The 21,337-nt window shown below is 69.0% G+C and carries 19 protein-coding genes; 15 read left to right on the top strand and 4 right to left on the bottom strand.

The features are described from left to right. The first annotated feature begins 2 nt into the window (after window positions 1-2). Genes ACT541_RS05450 through ACT541_RS05435 form a run of 4 tightly spaced genes read left to right on the top strand, consistent with a single transcriptional unit; the run spans window position 3 to window position 4,146 of the window. Window positions 3-815, top strand: a complete 813-nt coding sequence (locus tag ACT541_RS05450; protein ID WP_476134893.1) for a purine-nucleoside phosphorylase — start codon at window positions 3-5, stop codon at window positions 813-815. Further along, entirely contained in the window at window positions 812-1,576 is a 765-nt protein-coding gene (gene deoC, locus ACT541_RS05445; RefSeq protein WP_476134892.1) for a deoxyribose-phosphate aldolase, read from the top strand. Before ACT541_RS05450 ends, deoC begins: the two co-directional genes overlap by 4 nt. Window positions 1,577-1,597: 21 nt before the next feature. Next, window positions 1,598-2,908 (top strand): thymidine phosphorylase, encoded by a 1,311-nt coding sequence (gene deoA, locus ACT541_RS05440; RefSeq protein WP_476134891.1) that lies wholly within the window; start codon window positions 1,598-1,600, stop codon window positions 2,906-2,908. Between the two features lie 23 nt (window positions 2,909-2,931). Next, window positions 2,932-4,146: a phosphopentomutase gene (locus ACT541_RS05435; protein WP_476134889.1), complete on the top strand. Its 1,215-nt coding sequence runs from the start codon at window positions 2,932-2,934 to the stop codon at window positions 4,144-4,146. A 26-nt stretch (window positions 4,147-4,172) separates the two neighbouring features. On the opposite strand, the gene putA is transcribed toward ACT541_RS05435, so the two are convergent. Continuing rightward, window positions 4,173-7,307 (bottom strand): bifunctional proline dehydrogenase/L-glutamate gamma-semialdehyde dehydrogenase PutA, encoded by a 3,135-nt coding sequence (putA, locus tag ACT541_RS05430; protein WP_476134887.1) that lies wholly within the window; start codon window positions 7,305-7,307, stop codon window positions 4,173-4,175. 113 nt (window positions 7,308-7,420) lie between these two features. On the opposite strand from putA, the gene ACT541_RS05425 reads away from it, so the two are divergent. Beyond that, window positions 7,421-7,918: an Lrp/AsnC ligand binding domain-containing protein gene (locus ACT541_RS05425; RefSeq protein WP_476134886.1), complete on the top strand. Its 498-nt coding sequence runs from the start codon at window positions 7,421-7,423 to the stop codon at window positions 7,916-7,918. Window positions 7,919-7,988: 70 nt separating this feature from the next. Here the strand turns inward: ACT541_RS05425 and ACT541_RS05420 are convergent, their stop codons facing one another. Next, complete coding sequence (locus ACT541_RS05420; protein WP_476134884.1) at window positions 7,989-9,536, bottom strand: vWA domain-containing protein; 1,548 nt, start codon at window positions 9,534-9,536, stop codon at window positions 7,989-7,991. Window positions 9,537-9,804: 268 nt separating this feature from the next. Between ACT541_RS05420 and ACT541_RS05415 the strand changes: the two genes are divergently transcribed. The 10 genes from ACT541_RS05415 (at window position 9,805) to ACT541_RS05370 (ending at window position 19,994) form a co-directional block, all read left to right on the top strand. Continuing rightward, a complete protein-coding gene (locus ACT541_RS05415) occupies window positions 9,805-11,331 on the top strand; it encodes a UbiD family decarboxylase (RefSeq protein WP_476134882.1) in 1,527 nt (508 codons plus the stop codon). After that, window positions 11,328-11,921 carry a UbiX family flavin prenyltransferase gene (locus tag ACT541_RS05410; RefSeq protein WP_476134880.1) on the top strand — a complete coding sequence of 198 codons (594 nt, stop codon included), beginning with the start codon at window positions 11,328-11,330 and terminating at the stop codon, window positions 11,919-11,921. The genes ACT541_RS05415 and ACT541_RS05410 overlap by 4 nt, the downstream gene beginning before the upstream one ends. Then, window positions 11,918-13,096, top strand: a complete 1,179-nt coding sequence (locus ACT541_RS05405; RefSeq protein WP_476134879.1) for an NnrS family protein — start codon at window positions 11,918-11,920, stop codon at window positions 13,094-13,096. Before ACT541_RS05410 ends, ACT541_RS05405 begins: the two co-directional genes overlap by 4 nt. A gap of 434 nt (window positions 13,097-13,530) precedes the next feature. Further along, window positions 13,531-14,814 (top strand): tyrosine-type recombinase/integrase, encoded by a 1,284-nt coding sequence (locus ACT541_RS05400; RefSeq protein ID WP_476134877.1) that lies wholly within the window; start codon window positions 13,531-13,533, stop codon window positions 14,812-14,814. 178 nt (window positions 14,815-14,992) lie between these two features. Further along, a complete protein-coding gene (locus tag ACT541_RS05395; RefSeq protein WP_476134876.1) occupies window positions 14,993-15,487 on the top strand; it encodes a hypothetical protein in 495 nt (164 codons plus the stop codon). 213 nt (window positions 15,488-15,700) lie between these two features. Next, window positions 15,701-15,949 (top strand): hypothetical protein, encoded by a 249-nt coding sequence (locus tag ACT541_RS05390; RefSeq protein ID WP_476136040.1) that lies wholly within the window; start codon window positions 15,701-15,703, stop codon window positions 15,947-15,949. 159 nt (window positions 15,950-16,108) lie between these two features. Next, entirely contained in the window at window positions 16,109-16,573 is a 465-nt protein-coding gene (locus ACT541_RS05385; RefSeq protein WP_476134875.1) for a hypothetical protein, read from the top strand. Window positions 16,574-16,678: 105 nt separating this feature from the next. Continuing rightward, a complete protein-coding gene (locus ACT541_RS05380; protein ID WP_476134873.1) occupies window positions 16,679-18,151 on the top strand; it encodes an MBOAT family O-acyltransferase in 1,473 nt (490 codons plus the stop codon). A gap of 10 nt (window positions 18,152-18,161) precedes the next feature. After that, entirely contained in the window at window positions 18,162-19,250 is a 1,089-nt protein-coding gene (locus ACT541_RS05375; RefSeq protein ID WP_476134871.1) for an alginate O-acetyltransferase AlgX-related protein, read from the top strand. Window positions 19,251-19,370: 120 nt separating this feature from the next. After that, on the top strand, window positions 19,371-19,994 hold the full coding sequence (locus ACT541_RS05370) for a recombinase family protein (RefSeq protein WP_476134869.1): 624 nt from the start codon (window positions 19,371-19,373) through the stop codon (window positions 19,992-19,994). Between the two features lie 12 nt (window positions 19,995-20,006). On the opposite strand, the gene ACT541_RS05365 is transcribed toward ACT541_RS05370, so the two are convergent. Both ACT541_RS05365 and ACT541_RS05360 read right to left on the bottom strand, forming a co-directional pair. Next, window positions 20,007-21,044, bottom strand: coding sequence for a hypothetical protein (locus ACT541_RS05365; RefSeq protein WP_476134868.1), 1,038 nt, complete (start codon window positions 21,042-21,044; stop codon window positions 20,007-20,009). Next, a complete protein-coding gene (locus tag ACT541_RS05360) occupies window positions 21,041-21,301 on the bottom strand; it encodes a helix-turn-helix transcriptional regulator (protein WP_476134867.1) in 261 nt (86 codons plus the stop codon). Before ACT541_RS05360 ends, ACT541_RS05365 begins: the two co-directional genes overlap by 4 nt. Window positions 21,302-21,337 lie beyond the last annotated feature (36 nt).

Here is a 21,337-nt window from a genome sequence, read left to right as displayed (position 1 = left end):
CGATGACGCCCGACGCTCTCGCCGACATCATCCGTGACCACTGCCCCGGCCTCGCTCCCCGCGTCGCCCTGGTGCTCGGCTCCGGCCTCGGCGACTTCGCCCGCGTGGTCGAGGACGCGGTCGTCGTGCCTTACGCCGACCTGCCCGGCTTCCCGCGTTCCGGCGTCTCCGGCCATGCCGGCGAGCTGGTGCTCGGGCGGGTCGAGGGCACGCCGGTTGCCGTCCTGTCGGGGCGGGCGCACTACTACGAGCACGGCAATCCGCGCGAGATGGCGGTGCCGATCGAGACACTCGCCGCCCTCGGCGTCGAGGCGCTGATCCTGACCAATGCGGCCGGATCGCTGCGCGCCGACGTCGGGCCGGGGTCGCCGATGCTGATCACCGACCACATCGCGCTCGGTCCGAACCCGCTGATCGGCACCAGCGGCGACGGCCGTTTCGTCTCGATGGTCGGGGCCTACGATCCGGCGCTGCTGAAACTCGCACGGGCGGCGGCGAAGGCGGCACGCGTCGAGCTCGACGAGGGCGTCTACATGTGGTTCACCGGCCCGTCCTTCGAGACGCCGGCCGAGATCCGCATGGCGCGCGTCCTCGGCGCCGACGCCGTCGGCATGTCGACCGTGCCGGAGACGATCCTCGCCCGCCACGTGGGATTGAAGGTCCTGGCACTGTCGATGATCACCAACCTCGGCGCCGGCATGACCGGCCGCCCGCTCTCCCACGCCGAGACCAAGCACGAGGCGGCGCAGGGCAGCGAACGCATGACCCGTCTCGTCGGTGCGATCCTCGGCCGATGGCACAAGGAGACCGAATGACTGCCGATCCCGCATCCGTCGCGCGCCGTGCGCTCGGCCTTCTCGACCTGACCGACCTCGCCGACGACGCGACCGAAGCCGGTGCGCGGGACCTCTGCACCCGCGCCGTGACGTCGCACGGATCGGTCGCCGCCGTCTGCCTGTGGCCGCGTTTCGTGCGCGTCGCGAAGACGGCACTCGCCGGAACGGGGGTGAAGATCGCCACCGTCGTCAACTTCCCCGAAGGCGGCGAGGACACCCGCGCGGTCGAGGCCGAGACGGAGACGGCGATCGCCGACGGTGCCGACGAGATCGATCTCGTCATGCCCTGGCGAGCCTTCCTCGCCGGGCGGCCCGGCTTCGCCGAGACGCAGATCGTGCGGGTGAAGCGGATCTGCGACGGCCGCGCGCGGCTCAAGGTGATCCTCGAGACCGGCGAGATCGGCGACGGGGGCAAGATCCGGGCGGCGGCCGATCTGGCGCTCGGCGCCGGCGCCGACTTCGTCAAGACCTCGACCGGCAAGGTCGCGGTCAACGCCACGCCGGAGGCGGCCGAGATCCTCATCGCGGCGGTGAAGGCGAGCGGTCGGCCGGCCGGCTTCAAGGCGGCGGGCGGGGTGCGCAGCGTCGAGGACGCGGCGACCTACCTCGCCATCGCCGACCGCATCATGGGGCCGGACTGGGCGGCGCCTGCGACCTTCCGCTTCGGCGCCTCCGGTCTTCTCGACGCGCTGCTCGCGACGATCGAGGGCCGCGACGGACCGGCCACGGCCGGATACTGAGAAGAACCACGAGGAAACGTCATGCTGCTGCCGCAGGAAACGATACGCCGCAAACGCGACGGCGGCCGGCTCGAGGCCGGCGAGATCGCCGCGCTGGTCGCCGGCCTGACCGATGGGTCGTGGACCGACGCCCAGATCTCCGCCTTCGCCATGGCGGTGTTCTTCCGCGGGCTCGACCTCGCCGAACGCGTGGCGCTGACCACCGCGATGCGCGACAGCGGCACCGTGCTCGCCTGGGATCTGCCGGGGCCGGTGGTCGACAAGCATTCGACCGGCGGCGTCGGCGACGACGTCTCGCTGATGCTCGCGCCGATGCTCGCGGCCTGCGGCGCCTTCGTGCCGATGATCTCGGGCCGCGGCCTCGGCCACACCGGCGGCACGCTCGACAAGCTCGAGGCGATCCCCGGCTACAGCGCCCAGCCGGGGCTCGACCTCTTCCGGGAGGTCACCGCCGAGGTCGGCTGCGCGATCATCGGCCAGACCGGCGACCTCGCGCCGGCCGACAAGCGCTTCTACGCCATCCGCGACGTCACCGGCACGGTCGAGAGCATCGATCTCATCACCGCCTCGATCCTGTCGAAGAAACTCGCCGCCGGTCTCGGCGCGCTGGTGCTCGACGTCAAATGGGGCAGCGGCGCCTTCATGGGCACGCTCGAACAGGCGCAGGACCTCGCCCGCACGCTGACCAGCGTCGCCAACGGCGCGGGGCTTCGAACCACCGCCCTCGTCACCGACATGAACGAGCCGCTGGCGCCCGCCGCCGGCAATGCGCTCGAGGTGATCCACGCCGTCGACTTCCTCGCCCGCCGCCGCATCGACCCGCGCGTCGAAGGCATCACCGTGGCGCTCGGTGCCGAGCTGCTGGTGGCGACCGGGCTCGCGGCCGACACCGCGGACGCCGAAGGTAGGCTGACCGCCTGCCTCGACGACGGCCGGGCGGCGGAGGTCTTCGACCGCATGGTCGCCGCCCTCGGCGGGCCGGTGGACTTCGTCGCCGAGGCTCCCATCTATCTGGCGAAGGCGCCGGTCGTCCGCGACGTCTTCGCCGCCGAAGACGGGTTCGTCGGTGCCATCGACACGCGGGCGATCGGCGTCGCCGTCGTCGAACTCGGCGGCGGACGGACGAAGCCGACCGACACGATCGATCCGGCCGTCGGCTTCTCCGATCTCGTCGGACGGGGCGCGAAGGTCGATCGCCGGACACCGATCGGCCGGGTCCATGCCGCGAGCGAGGCGGCGGCCGAGATCGCGGCCGCGCGGCTCGTCGCGGCCCTTCACATCGCCCCGGAAAAGCCGGGCGCCCTGCCGCTCGTCGCCGATCGCATCGGCTGACGAAGGCCGGATCGGGAGACGACATGACGCGTGCCATTCTTCTCGTGCTCGATTCCTTCGGCTGCGGTGCGGCGGCGGATGCCGCGCGCTTCGGCGACGAGGGATCCGACACGTTCGGTCACATCCATGCCGAATGCGCGGCCGGCCGCGCCGATCGGGCGGGCCTGCGCGCCGGGCCGCTGGTGATCCCCCATCTCGCCCGCCTCGGGCTCGGCCGGGCGCATGCCGCCTCCACCGGCGGGCCGGACGTCTTCGGCGTCGTGCCCGATCTCGGCGCCCACGGCTTCGCGGTCGAGACCTCGCGCGGCAAGGACACGCCGTCGGGCCACTGGGAGCTGATGGGGGTGCCGGTCACCTTCGACTGGGGCTATTTCCCCGAGACGAAGCCCTGTTTCCCACGCGATCTGATCGCCGCGCTGGTCGCGGAAGCGGGACTTCCCGGCGTGCTCGGCGAGGAACATGCCTCGGGCACCGAGATCATCGCCCGGCTCGGCGAGGAACACGTCCGCACGGGGAAGCCGATCGTCTACACCTCGGCCGACTCGGTCTTCCAGATCGCCGCGCACGAGGAAGCCTTCGGGCTCGAACGACTGTTCCGGACCTGCGAGATCGCCCGCCGCCTCGTCGATCCGCTCGGCATCGGCCGGGTGATCGCCCGGCCCTTCGTCGGCGGAAGCGCGGCCGACTTCCGGCGCACCGCCAACCGCCACGACTACGCCGTACCGCCGCCCGCCCCGACGCTGCTCGAACGGGCGAAGGAGGCGGGGCGTGCCGTGGTGGCGATCGGCAAGATCGACGACATCTTCGCCCATGTCGGGCCGACCGAGGTGGTCAAGGCCGCCGGCAACGCCGCTTTGTTCGACGCGACATTGGCCGCCCTCGACAGCGCTCCCGACGGGGCGTTGATCGTCTCGAACTTCGTCGACTTCGACATGGAATGGGGCCATCGCCGCGACGTCGCCGGCTATGCCGCCGGGCTCGAGGCCTTCGATCGGCGCGTGCCGGAGTTGCTGGCGCGGCTGCGGCCGGGCGATCTCGTGGTGGCGTCCGCCGACCACGGCTGCGATCCGACCTTCCGCGGCACCGACCACACCCGCGAGCACGTGCCGGTGCTCGCCTTCGGCCCCGGCATCGCGCCGCGTGAGCTCGGCCGGCTGGGCTTCGCCGACGTCGGGGCGACCTTCGCCGCCCATCTCGGCCTCGAGGGCGGAGATCACGGGCGGACCTTCGCGGTCTGAAGCGGGGCCGCGGCCCCGCCCTTCCCTCAGTCCTCGCCGAGCGAGAGCAGCGCCGCATTGCCGCCCGAGGCGGCGGTGTTGGTGGCGACCACCTGTTCCAGCGCGAAGCGGGGCAGGTAGCTCGGCCCGCCCGCCTTCGGCCCGGTGCCCGAGAGGCCCGAACCGCCGAAGGGCTGCACGCCGACCACCGCGCCGATCATGTTGCGGTTGACGTAGACGTTGCCGACCGCGAGGCGCTTCTCGATCGCCCGGATCGTCGACTCGATGCGCGAATGGACGCCGAGCGTCAGGCCGTAGCCGGTCGCGGCGATCGCATCGCAGACCGCGTCGAGTTCCGAGGCCTTCCAGCGCACCACGTGCAGGATCGGCCCGAAGTGCTCTCTGTCGAGGTCCGAGGCCTTCTCCAGCGTGATCACCGTCGGGGCGACCCAGGTGCCGCCGGCGAGCGCGCCCTTCGGCGTCTCGCCCTCGAAGGCGACACGACCGGCGGCGCGTGCCTCGTCGACATGGGCGGCGAGGCGATCGCGCGCCTCGGCGTCGATCACCGGGCCGACGTCGGTCGCCGGATCGGACGGCAGGCCCAGCCGCAGCTCCTTCGCCGCGCCCTCGATCATCGCGACCATGCGGTCGGCGACGTCCTCCTGGACGAAGAGCAGGCGCAGCGCCGAGCAGCGCTGGCCGGCCGAACGGAAGGCCGAGGTCACGACGTCGTCGGCAACCTGTTCGGGAAGCGCGGTCGCATCGACGATCATGGCGTTGATGCCGCCGGTCTCGGCGATCAGCGGCACGATCGGGCCGTCCTTGGCGGCGAGCGTGCGGTTGATGATGCGGGCGACCTCGGTCGAGCCGGTGAAGGCGACGCCGGCGACCGAGGGATGCGCCACCAGCGCCGCGCCGACCGCGCCGTCGCCGGGGACGAACTGCAGCACGCCGCCGGGGATGCCGGCCTCGTGGGCGAGCTTCACCGCGAGGGCGCCGACGAGCGGCGTCTGTTCCGCCGGCTTGGCGACGACCGTGTCGCCGGCGGCGAGCGCGGCAGAGATCTGGCCGAGGAAGATCGCCAGCGGGAAGTTCCACGGGCTGATGCAGACGAAGGGACCGCGGCCGCGATGGACCAACCGGTTCTCCTCGCCGGTCGGGCCGGGGAGGATCTTGTCGGCACCGAAGAGACGACGGGCTTCGCCGGCGTAGTAGCGGCAGAAGTCGATCGCCTCGCGCACTTCCGCCAGCCCGTCCGGCAGGGTCTTGCCGGCCTCGACCGCGAGCAGCGCCATGAAGCGCTCGCGGTTCGCCTCGAGCGCGTCGGCGAGCTTCTCCAGCGCCGTGGCGCGGATCTCGACCGGGGTCGCGTCCCAGCCGCGGAAGGCGGCAGCCGCGCGATCGACCGCCTCGCGGGCGATCTCCGGCGTCGCCTCGCTCACGCTGCCGGCGACCGTCTTGCCGTCGACCGGCGAGACGACGTCGCGGGTGCTACCGGGACGGCCCTTGCCGTCGATCACCGGGGCGGCGTCGTAGACGGCGCCGCGATGGGCGGCGATGGCGGCCACCAGCGCGTCGCATTCGGCGGCGACGCCGAACTCGAGGCCGCGCGAGTTCGGCCGCGTGCCATAGAGCGCGGCGGGGCGGGGAATACGGGCATGGCGCGGCCTGGTGCCGCCCGCCAGTTCCTCGGAGGGCGTGACGAGGAGGGATGCGACGTCGACCGCCTCGTCGCCGACCTTGGCGACGAAGGAGGAGTTGGCGCCGTTCTCGAGCAGGCGGCGCACCAGATAGGCGAGCAGGTCGCGGTGACCGCCGACGGGGGCGTAGATGCGGCAGGGCCAGCCGTCGACCTCGACCACGGTGCGATGCAGCGCGTCGCCCATGCCGTGCAGCTTCTGGAACTCGAAGCCCGGGTCACCGTCGCCCTTGGGACCGGCGATCTCGCGCACCTCGGCGATGGTCACGGCGTTGTGGCCGGCGAACTGCGGATAGATCCACGGCCGCGCGGCGAGCAGGCGCCGGGCGCAGGCGAGATAGGAGGCGTCCGTCGCCGCCTTGCGGGTGAAGAGCGGGAAGTCGTCGAGGCCGCGCTCCTGGGCGCGCTTGATCTCGGTATCCCAGTAGGCGCCCTTGACGAGGCGCACCATCAGGCGACGGTCGTGGGCCTTGGCGAGGTCGACGATCCAGTCGCAGACCGCGGCGGCGCGCTTCTGATAGGCCTGGATCGCCAGACCGAAGCCGTCCCAGCCGGCGAGCGACGGGTCGGCGAGCGCCGCGGCGAAGACGTCGAGCGACAGTTCCAGCCGATCGGCCTCCTCGGCGTCGACGGTGAAGGCGAGGTCGTATGTCTTGGCGGCGCGGGCGAGATCGATCAGGCGCGGCACCAGTTCGCGCATCACCGCCTCGCGGTTGACCGCCTCGTAGCGGGGATGCAGCGCCGAGAGCTTGACCGAGATGCCGGGCCGCGCCGGCAGCGGCGCCTTGCCGGCGGACGCGCCGATGCGCTCGATCGCCATGGCGTAGGAGGCGAAATAGGCTTCGGCATCGGCCGCCGTGCGGGCGCCCTCGCCGAGCATGTCGTAGCTGTGGCGCCAGCCCTTGGCCTCGAGGCTCGAGGCACGGGAGAGCGCGCTGTCGATCGTCTCGCCGAGCACGAACTGGTAGCCCATGACGCGCATCGCCTGCCGCGCCGCGGTGCGGATGGTCGGGCGGCCGAGGCGCTTGACCATGCCGGAGAGGATGCCGGTCGGCGTCTCGCCGGGGCGGAAGACGCGGGCGGTCAGCCCCATTGCCCAGGCCGAGGCCGAGACCAGCCAGGCGTCGGAGACGCGCTCGTGGTTCTCGAATTCGGCTTCCGCCAGCTTGTCCTCGATCAGCCGATCGGCGGTGGCGGCGTCGGGCACGCGCAAGAGCGCCTCGGCGAGCACCATCAGCGCCAGACCCTCGCGGGTCGTCAGCGCATATTCGCGCAGGAACTCCTCGACGCCGAAGCCGCCCTTCTCGGAGCGGATCGCGCCGATCAGGCGGGTGGCGTCGGCGTTCACCCGGGCGCGGGCCTCGGGGGTCAGCGTCGTCTCGGCGAGGAAGGCGCGGACGAGATCGCCGTCGTCGGGGGCGAAGGGGGCGCGGAAGGGCTGATAGGCGGCGTCTTTCGGCGCGATGGCGGCCAAGGCGGACATGGACGTTCTCCCGATGGTGCGAGCTGCATCGAAGGGCGGCGAGCGTCGGCCGCACTTTCATCAGGATAGCAGTCGATCTCCCGTCTTTTTCGTCGAACTCGTGGCATCTCTCGATGTTTTTCTCTATCCTCATGGCCATGGGCGAAGAAAACGACGACATCGACCGAATCGACCGCAAGATCCTCGGCGTGCTGCAGGACGACGGGCGGATCACCGTGACCGATCTCTCCGAACGGGTCGGCCTCTCCGCCACCGCGACGGCCGAGCGCATGCGGCGCCTGACGCGCGACGGCTACATCCTCGGCTACCGGGCGGAGCTCGATCCGGTGAAGCTCGGGCGCGGGCTGCTGGTCTTCGTCGAGGTGCTGCTCGACCGCACCTCGCCCGACGTCTTCGACGCCTTCGCCCGGCAGGTGAAGCGGGCGGGCGAGGTGCTCGAATGCCATCTGGTGGCCGGCGGCTTCGACTATCTCATCAAGGCGCGGGTGCGCGACATGGCGGCCTATCGGCGCTTCCTCGCCGAGGTCATCCTGCCCTTGCCCGGCGTGCGCGAGACGCGGACCTATGCCGTGATGGAAGAGGTCAAGGCGACCCAGGCGCTGCCGCTGTGAGCACGAACGACGACGGCCCTCGTGGCCTATCGGGCGGAGGGCCGTCGATCGCGTCGCGGGCCGCGATCGCTCAGCTGGAGATGCGCAGCTTGACGATCTTGGTGGCGATGGAAGTGAAGATCGCGTCGAGCTGGGACGCCGACGGCGAGTTGAAGTAGTAGTCGGCGCCCGACGAACAGTCCGACAGCAGCTGCTGGCCGGCGGCATCGTCGATCATCAGGCCGATCGTGTAGATCTGGATGCCCTTGGCCTTGATGGCGCTGCAGGCCGTGCGCGTCTTGGCGTCGAGGCCGTCGCGCAGGTTGGTGCCCGGATTGCTGCCCAGCCGGCTCGAATAGGGATAGCCCCAGCTCGAGTAGGCACCGCCGAGCGGCGTCGAGAAGGTGTTGATGGCATTGGTGCCGTCGGTCAGGATCACCAGGATCTTGGCGACGCCGGCGCCGTAGTCCTTGCCGTCGGCGAAGGGCCCCTTGGGCGACAGCATGCGCCAGCCCCAGGCGACGCCTTCCGGCAGATTGGTCGAACCGGCGACGGTCAGCGCGTTGATCTGGTTGACGACCGACGTCGTGTCGGTGGTCAACCGCTGCACCGGCTTGGCGTCGCAGCCGAAGCCCGGCCCCTTGGGGACGTGGTAGTTGCTGTAGAAGTTCGAGTTGGAGAAATCCTTGTTCTTCAACGCCGTGTATTTCGACGCGTTCAGCATCTCCGTCAGCTGATCGGTCGTCGACGGCGAACAGAAGAAGAAGAAGCAGTTCTGCGGGATGTCGTCGTCGAGATAGTTGTTCGGGTAGCTGCCGTCGTCGGGCTCGTCCGGATTGAAGGCCGGCACGAAGAGCGTCGCGGGATTGGCGGCGGTCGGCGCGGTGTCGTCCATGTCGTAGGGCGAGGGGCGCGTCTCGACGCAGCCCGGCCAGGTCTTGCCCAGCGCGGTGTAGAGCGAGAAGCGGTTCTTCGACACCGAGAAGTAGCTCGAGTGATTGGGCGAGGCGGCGGCCGTATCCATCCACGCCGCATTCTTGTAGGTCGAGCCGACGTTGACGAAGTTCGAGAAGGGCACCAGCGCGAACTTGATCGAGTTGCCCGAGGTCGCCTTCGCCGCGATCGAGTTGACGAAGGACGTGCCGGCCGTCTTCAGCGCCGCGAGTTTGCCGCTGTCGGCCATCGAGCCGGTGGTGTCGAGCACCATCGAGATCTCGAGGCCGGTGTCGCCCCAGGTCACGGTCGAGGTGGCGGAGGCCACCATGTTCGTCATGCCGATCAGCGACAGGAAGTTCGACTTGGTCGTCAGCTTGGCCGAGACGGTCAGCGTGGTGCCGGTCGTCGTCGCCGCGACGTCGGACAGCGTGCCCTGTTTGGCGTCGACGACCGAGGAGAGCCGCGCCTGGGCCTTGCTCTGGATCGAGCCGGCATTGGAGGCGTTGAGGCCGTTGGCGACATAGAGCGCGGTCGCGTCGACCCGCTCCTGCAGGTAGTTGCGGTTGGAGGTGATGGCCATCAGGTCGAGGGCACCGCCGCCGATCAGAACCACGCTCGACACGGTCAGGGCGAAGACCACCGCGACGTTGCCTCGTCGATCGGCCGCCCAACCCGTCCAGAGGTCACGCTTCGCTTTCGTCATCTCGAATGCTCGGCTCCTGCCCTTGGGTCACCGTAGGGTCGGCACCTGTCACGGGCGATTTTGGGACTTCGGCCGAGACTACGCGCGAATTCTTACGGAACTCCTCCGAAGATCGATGAAACTTCGAGAAATCGCGGGGCGCGGACCACGACGAATCGGCCCTTTCGCCAGCGCCGCTTCGCCGCAGTCGAGGCTCCGTTGATCGAGGTCAATCGCTCCGCGCCGCGATCCGGCTAGATGTCGTCCATATCAGACGAAAGACGCATTCGTGCCCCATCGCGACCTCCCCCGCTTCGCCGATCTCTCCGCCTTCGTGGCCTTCCTCGAGGCGCGGGGGCAGCTCGTGCGCATCACCGAGCCGGTTTCGACCGACCTCGACATGGCGGAGATCCACCGCCGTGTCCTGCGGGCCGGCGGACCTGCCCTGCTGTTCGAGAACCCGGTGCTGCCGTCCGGCGCGATCTCGGACGTGCCCGTTCTGGTCAACCTGTTCGGCACCGTCGAACGGGTGGCGCTCGGCCTCGGCATCGAGCCGGCCGGGCTCGACCGGCTGGGCGAGGAACTCGCCGCGCTGCGCGATCCGACCCCGCCGGAGGGCATGCGCGACGCGCTCTCCAAGCTGCCGCTGCTCGCCGCTGCCCTCAAACTCCGTCCGAAGCGGGTCGGCACCGCCCGCGTCCAGACCCGCGTGCTGACCGGCGACGACATCGATCTGACGCGTCTGCCGATCCAGACCGCCTGGCCGGGCGAGCCGGCGCCGCTGATCACCTGGGGCATGGTCGTCACCCAGCCGCCGGACAGCGTCGCCACCGCGCGCGCCAACGTCGGCGTCTACCGTATGCAGGTCGCCGGTCGCGACCGGCTGATCATGCGCTGGCTCGCCCATCGCGGCGGCGCGGCGCATCACCGGGCCTGGGCGAAGACCGGGGCAGACATGCCGGTCGCCATCGTCGTCGGCGCCGATCCCGGCACCATCCTCGCCGCCGTCATGCCGCTGCCGGAGAACCTCTCGGAGCTGCATTTCTCCGGCCTGCTCAGGGGCGAGCGGGCGAAGCTCGTGTCGTGCCGCACGGTGCCGCTGTCGGTGCCGGCCGACGCCGAGATGGTGATCGAGGGCTTCGTCTCGGCGACCGAGACCCTGCCGGAGGGTCCCTACGGCGACCACACCGGCTACTGGAACGCCGTCGAGCCCTTCCCGGTGATGCGGGTCACCGCCATCACCATGCGCGAGAAGCCGATCTGGCTCTCGACCTGGACCGGCCGGCCGCCGGACGAGCCGTCGCGGATCGGCGAGGCGATGAACCGCCTGTTCATGCCGATCCTCAAGAAGCAGTTCCCGGAAGTCGTCGCCTTCCACCTGCCGCCGGAGGCCTGCTCCTATCGCATCGCCGTCATCGCCATCGACAAGCGCTATCCCGGACAGGCGCGGCGGATCATGATGGGCCTGTGGTCGATCCTGCCGCAGTTCACCATGACCAAGCTCGTCATCGTGGTCGATGCCGAGATCGACGTGACCTCGTGGGAGGACGTGATGTGGGCGGTCTCGACCCGCTCCGATCCGGGGCGCGACGTCATGCTGGTCGACCGCACGCCGATCGACCATCTCGATTTCGCCTCGCCCAAGACCGGGCTCGGCGGCAAGATGGGCATCGACGCCACCACCAAGATCGGCACCGAGACCGAACGCGACTGGGCCGAGGTGCTCGCGGTCGACGAGGCGACCATCCGCCGGGTCGATGCGCTGTGGCCGAGCCTCGGCCTCGACCCCGCGGCGAAGAAGGACGACGGGCGATGAGCGAGCCGAGGCCGACCCGCGTGGTGCTGGGCATTTCGGGCGCATCGGGCGCCGCGATCGGCGTCGCGATCGCCGAGAGGCTCGCCGCCGCCGCGATCGAGACCCATCTCGTCGTCTCCCGCGCCGGCGAACGCACCCTCGCCCACGAGGTCGGACCCGACGCGCTCGCCCGGCTCGGCCGGCTCGTCCACGCCGTCCATCCGATCGAGGACATCGGCGCATCGATCGCCTCGGGCTCCTTCGCCGGCGCCGGCATGATCGTCGCGCCCTGCTCGATGCGGACGCTGGGGGCGATCGCCGCGACCATCCCGTCCGACCTGCTGACGCGGGCCGCCGACGTGCATCTCAAGGAACGCCGGCCGCTGGTGCTCGTCACCCGCGAGACGCCGCTGCATCTCGGCCACCTGCGCGCCATGACGGCCGTGACCGAATACGGCGCCATCGTCATGCCGCCGATGCCGGCCTTCTACCTGAAGCCGGGTTCGGTCCAGGCGATCGTCGAGGAGATCGCCGGCCGGGCTCTCGCCCTGCTGCGTCTCCCCGGTGTCGCGCCGCCGGCCGAATGGACGGGCGAAGGCGGGACGCCGTGAGACCGCCCCATGCCCGGCTGCGGCCCTACCGGGTGTTCTTCCCGCTGGCGGCCCTCGGCGGGTCGGCGGCGGCGCTCGTCGTCGTGCTCGACCGCCTCGGTGGCGGCCTCGGGCTCGGCCCCGGCGCGAGCCTGTTGCACGCCCACGAGATGCTGCACGGCCATTTCCTCGCGGCCTTCCTCGGCGTGATGCTGACCGCCCTGCCGCGCTGGACCGGCGCGGCGCCGATCCGGCCGCCCGTGCTCCTCCTGCTCGCCGCCGGCTGGCTCGCCGCCCGTATCGCCATGCCGCTGACGGCGACGATCGCGGTGCCGCTCGCGCCGCTCGGCCTCGCCCTGTCGGCGGCGGTGACGGCGGCGGCGGCGATCGGCGCGGGTGCCGTCATCCTCGGGCACGGCGACCGGCGCGATCGGATCGTGCCGTTGCTCCTCGGGGTTCTCGCGGCGGCCGACCTCGCGCTCATGGCGGGTCTCCTCACGCCGGAAGCGGCGATGCGGCTGGGGCTTTCCGGTGCGCTCGGGGTGGCGACGCTGATGGCCGGGCGGATCGCCCCGGCGCTGACCCGGCATCTGGCGCTGTCGCGCGGCGTGACGATCGACGCCACCGCGCCGCCGGCGCTCGAACGGCTGGTCGGCGTCGCCACCGCCGCCGCCCTCGCCGGCTTCGTCTTCGCCCCCGGCCGGGTCGCGGCGGTGCTGCTCATCGTCGCGGCGCTCGTCCATTGCGCCCGCATCGGCCGCTGGCACGGCACGACGACGCTGTCGCGCCCTTCGATCGCGGCGATCCATGTCGGGGCGCTGTTCCTGCCGATCGGGTTCGGTCTCGCGGCCCTCGGCATGGTCCTCGACGACGCCCGCTTCGCCGATGCGGCGCTGCACGCCTTCGGCAGCGGCGTCCTCGGGCTGATGTGCGGGGCGGTGCAGGCGAGCGTGCTGCGCAGCCACGACGGCCGGGCACTCGGCATCGACCGGTCGAGCGACCTCGCCGCCGGCCTCCTCCTCGCCGCGACGGCGGTCCGCCTCGCCGCGCCCTTCCTCGCCGAACCGGCCCAGGCGGCCGCCCTCGCCGGCCTCTTCTGGCTCGTGGCGCAGGGACTCCTCGTCTTCGCCGTCGCGCGCGGCGTCGCGGCCGGCACGCGCACGCCGACCGATCGCGGCGACGTCTTCGCGGCCTGAGACGGCGACAAAGCTCTGGTTTCCGAGGGGAAACTGGAGCGGGCGATGGGGATCGAACCCACGACATTCAGCTTGGGAAGGCGAAAAGTGCCCTTCCCATCGGCTTCCGTCGAACACCGTTCAATTCGATTGTCTACGATATAACAGATACCTATGCAATCACCGCTCTTCGTCCCACTACCGGCGAGTTTGGTGACTTTCTTGCTCTTCTGGTGACTTTATGGTGACCTGGAATCGGGTCCTGACCGAGGGGCCGACGGCTTGGAATGGTTTTTCGGCCTCCTGAAGCGGTGGTGTCGAAGGCCCCATATGGGGCGCGATGCGCCGTCCAGCCGCCCAACGCCGTCCAAGACTCGTGATTTCAATGTGTTGGCGCGGACGGCGCGCCCTGGCTTCCCGTCCATCCGGACGGCAGCCCGTCCGACGAGTGCATCATGCCGAAGATCACCAAACGACTGGTCGACGCAGCCGCGCCGACAGACACCAAGCGGTTCGTCTGGGATGACGAAATCCCCGGCTTCGGCCTCGTCGTGATGCCGACGGGCGTCAAGTCCTACGTGCTGCGCTATCGCACCGCCGAGGCGCGCGACCGCCGTCTGACCCTGGGGCGCCACGGGGTGCTCACGCCCGACCAGGCGCGGGCGAAGGCGCGCGAAGTCATGGTCGCGGTCCAGTCGGGCGCCGACCCTCTCGCCGACCGCCGCAACCGGAGAGCCGGCGCGACGATGGGCGAGCTGTTCGACCGCTACGAAGAGGAGCATTTGCCTCGCCTCTCGCGGACCACCGCCGCGGAACAGAAGCGCCTGATCACGAAGCATCTGCGGCCGGAGGTCGGCGTGCTGAAGGTCGAGAGCTTCAACACGCAGGACGCCCGCCGGGTCCACTTCCTGATGCGCAAGACGCCGCGACAGGCGAACTCCGTCATCGTGGTGCTGTCGAAGGCGCTGGCGCTCGCCGAGGAGTGGGGAATGCGCGCCGAGGGCCTGAACCCCTGCGCCAAGGTGAAGAAGAACCCCGAGACAGCACGCGACCGCTTCCTGTTGCCCGAGGAGATCGGCCGCCTCGGCGCCGCGCTCAACGAGGCCGAGACGATCGGCCTGCCGTGGGAGGTCGACGAGACCAAGCCGAAGGAGAAGGCGAAGCATCTGGCGAAGCCAGAGAACCGGTTGACGCCCGTCGATCCGACGACGGTCGCGGTGGTGCGGGTGCTCCTGCTGACCGGCGCGCGGCTCTCCGAAATCCTCGAACTCGAATGGGAGCACGTCGACTTCGCCGCTGGCACGCTGGCGCTCCCCTACCAGAAGGGGCGCGGGCGCAAACCGCATCCGGTGGCGACGTCCGCGCTCGAGGTGTTGGGGCGATGGGGGCGGGTGCAGGGGTCTCGGTGGGTGTTCCCTCGCCTCGGCGACCCGACGCGGCACCTCGCCGCGCCCGTCATGCAACGAGCATGGCAGCGCATCCGAAAGCGTGCCGGGCTCAACGACGTGCACTTGCACGACCTGCGGCACACCTTCGGCACCACCGCCTCGCGGACGGGCGGGAACGCGTTTCAGATTCGCGACGTGCTCCGGCATTCGGATATCGCGATGTCTGCGCGGTATGTGAACGCGGATGAAGGGCCGACGCGCTCGCTCGCGGAATCCGTCGGGCACTCACTCTCTGCATCGCTCGATGGTCGGACGGCGGATGTGGAGCCGATCAACGGTTGGAACCAATAGCAGTCGTCGTGAGCGTTCTCACCGCTTGGCCTCGGTGTCGGCAAGCCGCAGCAGGATGCGCTGGCGTCCCGATCTGCGTCTTCTCGATGGCATCGTCTCCTCTCCGCCTCTGTGCTCAACCTCTCGACATGCGTCGGCCACAAACCTATCGTTGGTCGTATTTTCCTGGAGATCGACCATGCGCAGACCTGTCCTGTTCGCGATGCTGCTGCCCCTGTTGTGCGTCTCACCAATGGTCAGCGCAGCGCCTTCCCTCGTCCTGTCGGGGGATGGATACACGCGGGAAGAGGTTTCCCGGGCAATCGAGCTGTTCCGACAGTCCTGCAAGCCCCTCGGTGACGAACGGTATTGGTCGGAGCTTGTCGAGATCAAGGTCGAGAGCGGCGTCGAATATGCCCCGCATCGCCTCGCGCGAGGCTGGTCGACCGGACTTCATCTGGCGCTTCGCATTCCCGATCGGCCGACGCGCATCCCCGCTCATGACGACCGCACGGGCGTCATCGCCGGACATACGCTCCACTACGACCTCGGAGGCGGAAAGACGCCCGGCTTCCTCTCGTCGAAACGCGTTTCACAGTTCCTCTGCGGTGCTCCTGTGAGCCAGGAGGGAAGTGACACGTTCAAGGCGGTCCCAGCGTTGAGCATCCTGACGTCGAAGGGCCGCGGGGGCTGAAGGGCGCCGCCTCAAGTTCGAGGTTCTGCGGACGGAGATCCAGCCGGCACGGTCTGCACCCAGTTCGACCCTCGACGAGTGCCCGCCGATGTGGCTGGCGGCGTTGGAAATGGACGCGACGCGCAAGGCGGCATGACCAGCGCGAGCGGACGGCACCATACCGATATTGGACAGCATCGTAGGCTGGGAGGAGCTCGAATGCCCCGTGCTGAGATGAAATCAGACGCCATCGCATGGGCTCCCCGCGGGCTCTCCCGCGAGATGGCCGCGCGGTATATCGGCGTCGGCACGACGAAATTTGACGAACTTGTCACCCGGCACCTCATGCCGAAGCCGAAAAAGATCGACAGTCGCAAGGTATGGGATCGCCATGCGATCGATTTGGCTTTCTCCGATCTTCCGGACGACGGCGCGAGCAATCCATGGGACCGCACCTTGTCGAAGCGCGCACCGGTATTGTGATCCTAGGCCATATGCCTCACTCGTAGCCCGCCACCATCTTGCCGAGGATGTAATCGATACCGTCTCGGCCAGAGAGAAATGCAGCAAGGCAGCGCGTAAACGCCCGCCGCGCCTGGCGCGAGGGCAGGCTCGCCGAAGAGTATCCCGACCACGGCTTCCATGGTGCTGCTCCTGCGGGCCGTGCCGTCGGACTCGCCGGAGTGGTCGACGGCCCTCGCTCAGATCCTGCTCGATCTGGAATTGCTCGGTCGCTCGGCCGTCGCCAACCTGCCCGTCTACGACGATCGCGCCGAGGGCGGTGAACTCGTCGAACTCTATCGGGATTGGCTCGCCCTCCGGGCGACCGACCTGTCGAACAACGAGGCGATCACCGAGTGGTCCGTCGCGATGGCGACCGTCGTCGATCGGATCATGCTGGCGCCCGCCTGGACGTCCGCCGGTCGCCGCCTCAAGTTCGAAGTGCTGCGGACGGAGATCGCGCCGGCACTTTCGGCGCCCGGATCGGCCCTCGACGAGCGCCTGCCGATGTGGCTGGCGGCGTTGGAGGTGGACGCGACGCGCAAGGCGGCGTTAGAACCGTCGCGACTGTCACACATGCGAGCCTTCAACGAACACATCGATTGATATCGACAGTGCCGAGATGCAACAATAAATACCCCAAATCCGCCAATCGTCAGCCCGCTCGGACGATGCCAGCCTCCCGCAAAGACTCCCACATGGAGTGCACGCGTGGTCTTCAGTTCCCCGGTCTTCCTCTTCTTGTTCCTACCGCTGGTGCTCGCCGCCCATGCGCTGGCGCCGCGCAGAGCGCGCAACACGGTGCTGCTCGCCGCCTCGATCGCCTTCTATGCTTGGGGCGAGCGCCTGTTCTTCCTGGTGATGATCGCCTCGATCGTCGTCAATTGGGTCTTCGGCCTCGCGATTGAGGCGACGACGTCGCCGGCGCGCCGCAAGGTCGTGGTGGCGGCGGCGGTGGCCGCCGACATCGGCCTCCTCGGCTTCTACAAGTACTCGGGCTTCCTCGTCGCCAATCTCGCCGCGCTCATCGCTCCCCTCGGCGTCAGTCCGCTCGTCTTCGAGGCACCGCACCTGCCGCTCGGGATCTCGTTCTTCACCTTCCACGCGCTCTCCTACGTCGTCGACGTCTACCGTCGTGACGCCGTCGCCCAGCGCAATCCGATCGACTTCGCACTCTACATCGCCTTCTTTCCTCAGCTCATCGCCGGACCGATCATCCGCTACCACGACATCTACAGGCAGTTGACCAAGCGACGCTTCCGGCTCGATCTCGCCGCCTCCGGCATCGAGCGCTTCATCGCCGGCCTCGGCAAGAAGACGATCCTCGCCAATCCGCTCGGCGAGGTGGCCGACGGTGTCTTCGCGCTCTCGCCCGAACGACTGTCGCCTGAGGTCGCCTGGATCGGCGTCGTCGCCTACGCGCTGCAGATCTATCTCGACTTCTCCGCCTATTCCGACATGGCGATCGGGCTGGCCCGCGTGTTCGGCTTCAACTTCCTGGAGAATTTCGACTATCCTTATCGGGCGAGATCGATACGCGAGTTCTGGCGGCGCTGGCACATCTCGCTGTCGAACTTTCTGCGTGACTATCTCTACGTGCCGCTCGGCGGTAATCGCGTGGGGGAATGGCGGATCTGGTTCAACCAGTTCTTCGTGTTCTTCGTCTGCGGCCTGTGGCACGGCGCCGCCTGGACCTTCGTCATCTGGGGGCTGCTCCACGGCCTCTTCCTCGGCCTCGAACGCACCGCCTGGGGTCGCTTCGTCGATCGTCTGCCACCGGCTCTGGCGCGGGCCTACGTGCTCACCGTCGTTGGCTGCGCCTGGGTCTTCTTCCGCGCCGCCGACATGAACGCCGCCTTCACCCAACTCGCCGCCATGGTGCGCCCAGCGGCAGGCGCCGACCCGGCGAGCCTGTGGGAGTTCGTCGATTCGCAGGTTCTGGTGACCTTCGCGATCGCGGTGCCGGCCGCCCTAGGCCTCTTCACGCGGCTGACCGCCGATTGGCGTTGCCGGGCCGGTCAGCGGCGTGGCGAACTCGATCCACCGATCGAGAGCGTCGACATGGCGGCGATATCGCCCGGTATCCTCGCCCTGCGCTTCATCGTTCTCACGGTGATCGCCGTCGCCGCCGCCGCGCGGATCGCGGCCGGGACCTACAATCCCTTCATCTATTTCCGGTTCTGAGGATCTGGCGATGCGCATCGGACGCCTCTACGGCCTCACCCTCATCGCCCTCCTGGCGATCGGCACCGGCCTGCCGCCCCTCGTCACCCTGTTCGGACGGGTCGAACTGCCCGGGACGGAAAAGCGACAGATCGCCCCCGCACCGGCCCTGCCGACGACGGCGGCCGCTTGGGAGGCGTTCCCGCCCGCCTTCGAGTCGTTCTGGCGCGACGTGTTTGGCCTGCGCAAGCCACTTATGCATCTGGACTTCACGCTGAGCCGCAAACTGGGACGACTGCCGACCAACCAGGTCATCGAGGGGGGGGACGGCTGGCTCTTCTACACGGGTGACAACTCGCTTGATCTCTATCGTCGTGTTCTGCCCTTGAGTACGGACGAACTCCACATTCTCATCGACGAACGTCACCGCCGCGCCTCTCGCCTCGCCGCGCGCGGCATCGCCTATCTGATGGTGATCGCGCCGGACAAGCACACGGTTCGACCCGATCTGATGCCAAAGCGCCTGCGGCGCCGGGCCGGGCCCTCGCAGCTCGATCAGGTGGCGGAGCGGATGAAGGCGGCAGGCATCCCCTTCCTCGATCTGCGCCCGGCACTCCTCGACGCTCAGCGTCAAGAGCAGGTCTATTATCGCCAGGACACCCATTGGAACGCTGCAGGAGCCTGGGCAGGGCATGTCGCGATTCTCGCGGCCCTCGGCCGCCGACCCATAGTCCGCCCGACCTTCGTCGAGACCGCGCACGAGGGCGATCTCGCGATTATGGCCGGCCTTCCTGCCGTCGAACGCACGCTCAGTCCGCCACCGAGCGGCATCGGGACCTGCGACCCAGTGATGGAGCCTCCGACGAATCGAGGCGACCCGATCCACTTCCATTGCACCGGCGCGACCGGACGCCTCCTCGTCTATGCCGATTCCTTCGGCCAGGGACTGGTCCCGTGGCTGTCGCGCGCCTTCGCGGAAACAAGCTTTGCCGGCTCCACTCCGCTCTGGAAGACGCTTCTCGCCGACGTTGAGCGCGAACACCCAGACGTGGTCGTCGAGTTACGCGTCGAACGCTTAATTTCAACTGTCGTCGATGCGTCGATCCGCTCGGACGATTGAGTTCGCTATAGGTATACCCCAACGAAACCACCGCGAGCCCGGTTCAAAAATACCGTATTGACCATTCAAAATGAACTGATAGGATAAAACCATCCTAAGTGAACCGATGGATGGTTTCCGATGCTCGCCCGCTCCTACCTCCGCGCCTCGACCGACGAACAGGACGCCACCCGCGCCCGGGCACAGGTCGAAGCCTTCGCCGCCGAGCATGGGCTCACGATCGCCGCGACCTATGTGGAGAACGAGAGCGGCGCCAAGCTCGCCCGGCCGGAGCTGTTCCGCCTCCTCGGCGACTGCCGACCCGGCGACGTGCTGCTGATCGAACAGGTCGACCGGCTCTCGCGCCTCACGGCGGCCGACTGGCAACGTCTGCGTTCCGAACTCGACGCGCGACAGGTCCGCGTCGTCGCTCTCGATCTCCCCACGTCGTGGATGCTCGCCGCGCCGGCCGACGAATTCACCGCCCGCATGTTCGCCGCCGTCAACGGGATGATGCTCGACGTCCTCGCCGCCGTCGCCCGCAAGGATTACGACGATCGCCGCCGCCGGCAGGCCCAAGGACAGGCGAAGGCCAAGGCCGAGGGGAAGTACAAGGGCCGCGCCGAGAACATCGCCAGAAACGACGGCATCGCCGCCATGCTGCGCTCCGGCGCCTCGTGGTCGACCATTCAGGCGGCGACGGGGTGTAGCCGAGCGACCGTGGCGAAGATCGCGAAGCGGACGGCGGAGGTGACCACCGCGTGATGCGCGGTGGTCCTATTCGCCGCGGCGGCCAAGCCGGCCGATTCCCGCGAACCTCGTCCCGGGGTGCTCGTATGCTTCCTCGCGCGTTTCCGGCGGGCTCCGAACGTCGAGACCGACGTCGATTTCCAGGCCGGTGGCGGGCCAGCTACCGACCTCGATCGACCACAGACCGAGCGGCGCTTGGTCGGCAAGCCAACGGACGCGACCAACGTCCCCCATGAGGTCGTCCTGTCGGGCGTGATTCAGAATCGAATTGACCTGCTGATCGCCCCTGATCTCGGCGACGTCTAGGGCCGCCTTGATCAGGTCGTGCCAGCACCTTTTCTCCGGTCGCTTGCGTTGTCCGTGGTCGTCGTGCGCGTCATCATCGTTCCCACCGTCGAACTGCGGCACGTCTCCCGTCAGAACGGCATAGGCGGCGGCGATCCGAAGGACGAAGTGCGTCCGAGCGACGACGCGTGGTCGCCCGCGCGGGTTGATGCTCGCCGCCAACCCCTTCGCGATCGTTTCGTATTGCTCAAGAGTTTCCGCCGCCCTGTTGAGGTCTGCTACCCAATCCCCGGGGAGTTCATTGCCGGCCCTGTGCTTGAGGATCGTCTCGGGTAAGTCGGTACAGAACGTCAGGTCGAGGAGTGCATTGCGACATCGCGCCATGTCCTCCGCCTTCTCGGCCAGATAGCGACCATCCCCGCGCCTGTTGCCTTCACACCATGCGACGGCGTCGGCACGCGCGAAGGCCCGCGAGACGATCGCTCTCCACCGTCGTTCGGTGGCGACATCGCAGCCCAAGGCGAAGCGAAGCGCCGGGTCGCGGTGGTACCCGATCTCGCGCGAGCGCGCGGAATTCACCGGACACAGTGCGGCGGCTTCGTCGAGACGCGCGATCGCATCGACCAGCCGATTTGTGAGCATCGGCGGCTCGTCGGCGGTGGTCGGGTCGGGGTCGAGGACGACCGCGAGTTCTGCAGCGATCGGTGCCGCGTCGTAACCGATCAGGCGGAACCCCGACGCCGGCCGGCCCAACGGATCGAGACCCGCATTCGGGCTCATGGCGAGGAGGCCTTGTCACCCTCGGCACGGTCGCGCAACCGAACGCCGGGGCCGGCGCCGTTCTGGTCGATGAAGAGAACACCACCGCCCTCGAGCGCCGCACGGATGTCGGCGAGTGTGCGGTCGTAGGGCTGGCGCTTGCCGGTTTCGAAGTCGGCTATCGTCTTCTTCGCAACCGCGGCCTTGGTGGAAAGATCGTCTTGCGTCCACCCCAAGAGGGCGCGAGCGGCGCGGCATTGCCCGTCAGAGATGGACATTTTCTAGCTACCTTACACTAAAAATGTTGACTTTCT

The sequence above is a fragment of the Pinisolibacter sp. DMC100 genome (genome assembly GCF_056313705.1).
The sequence above is the reverse complement of the archived record's forward strand: the minus strand, read 5'-3'. Positions and strand labels throughout refer to the sequence as shown.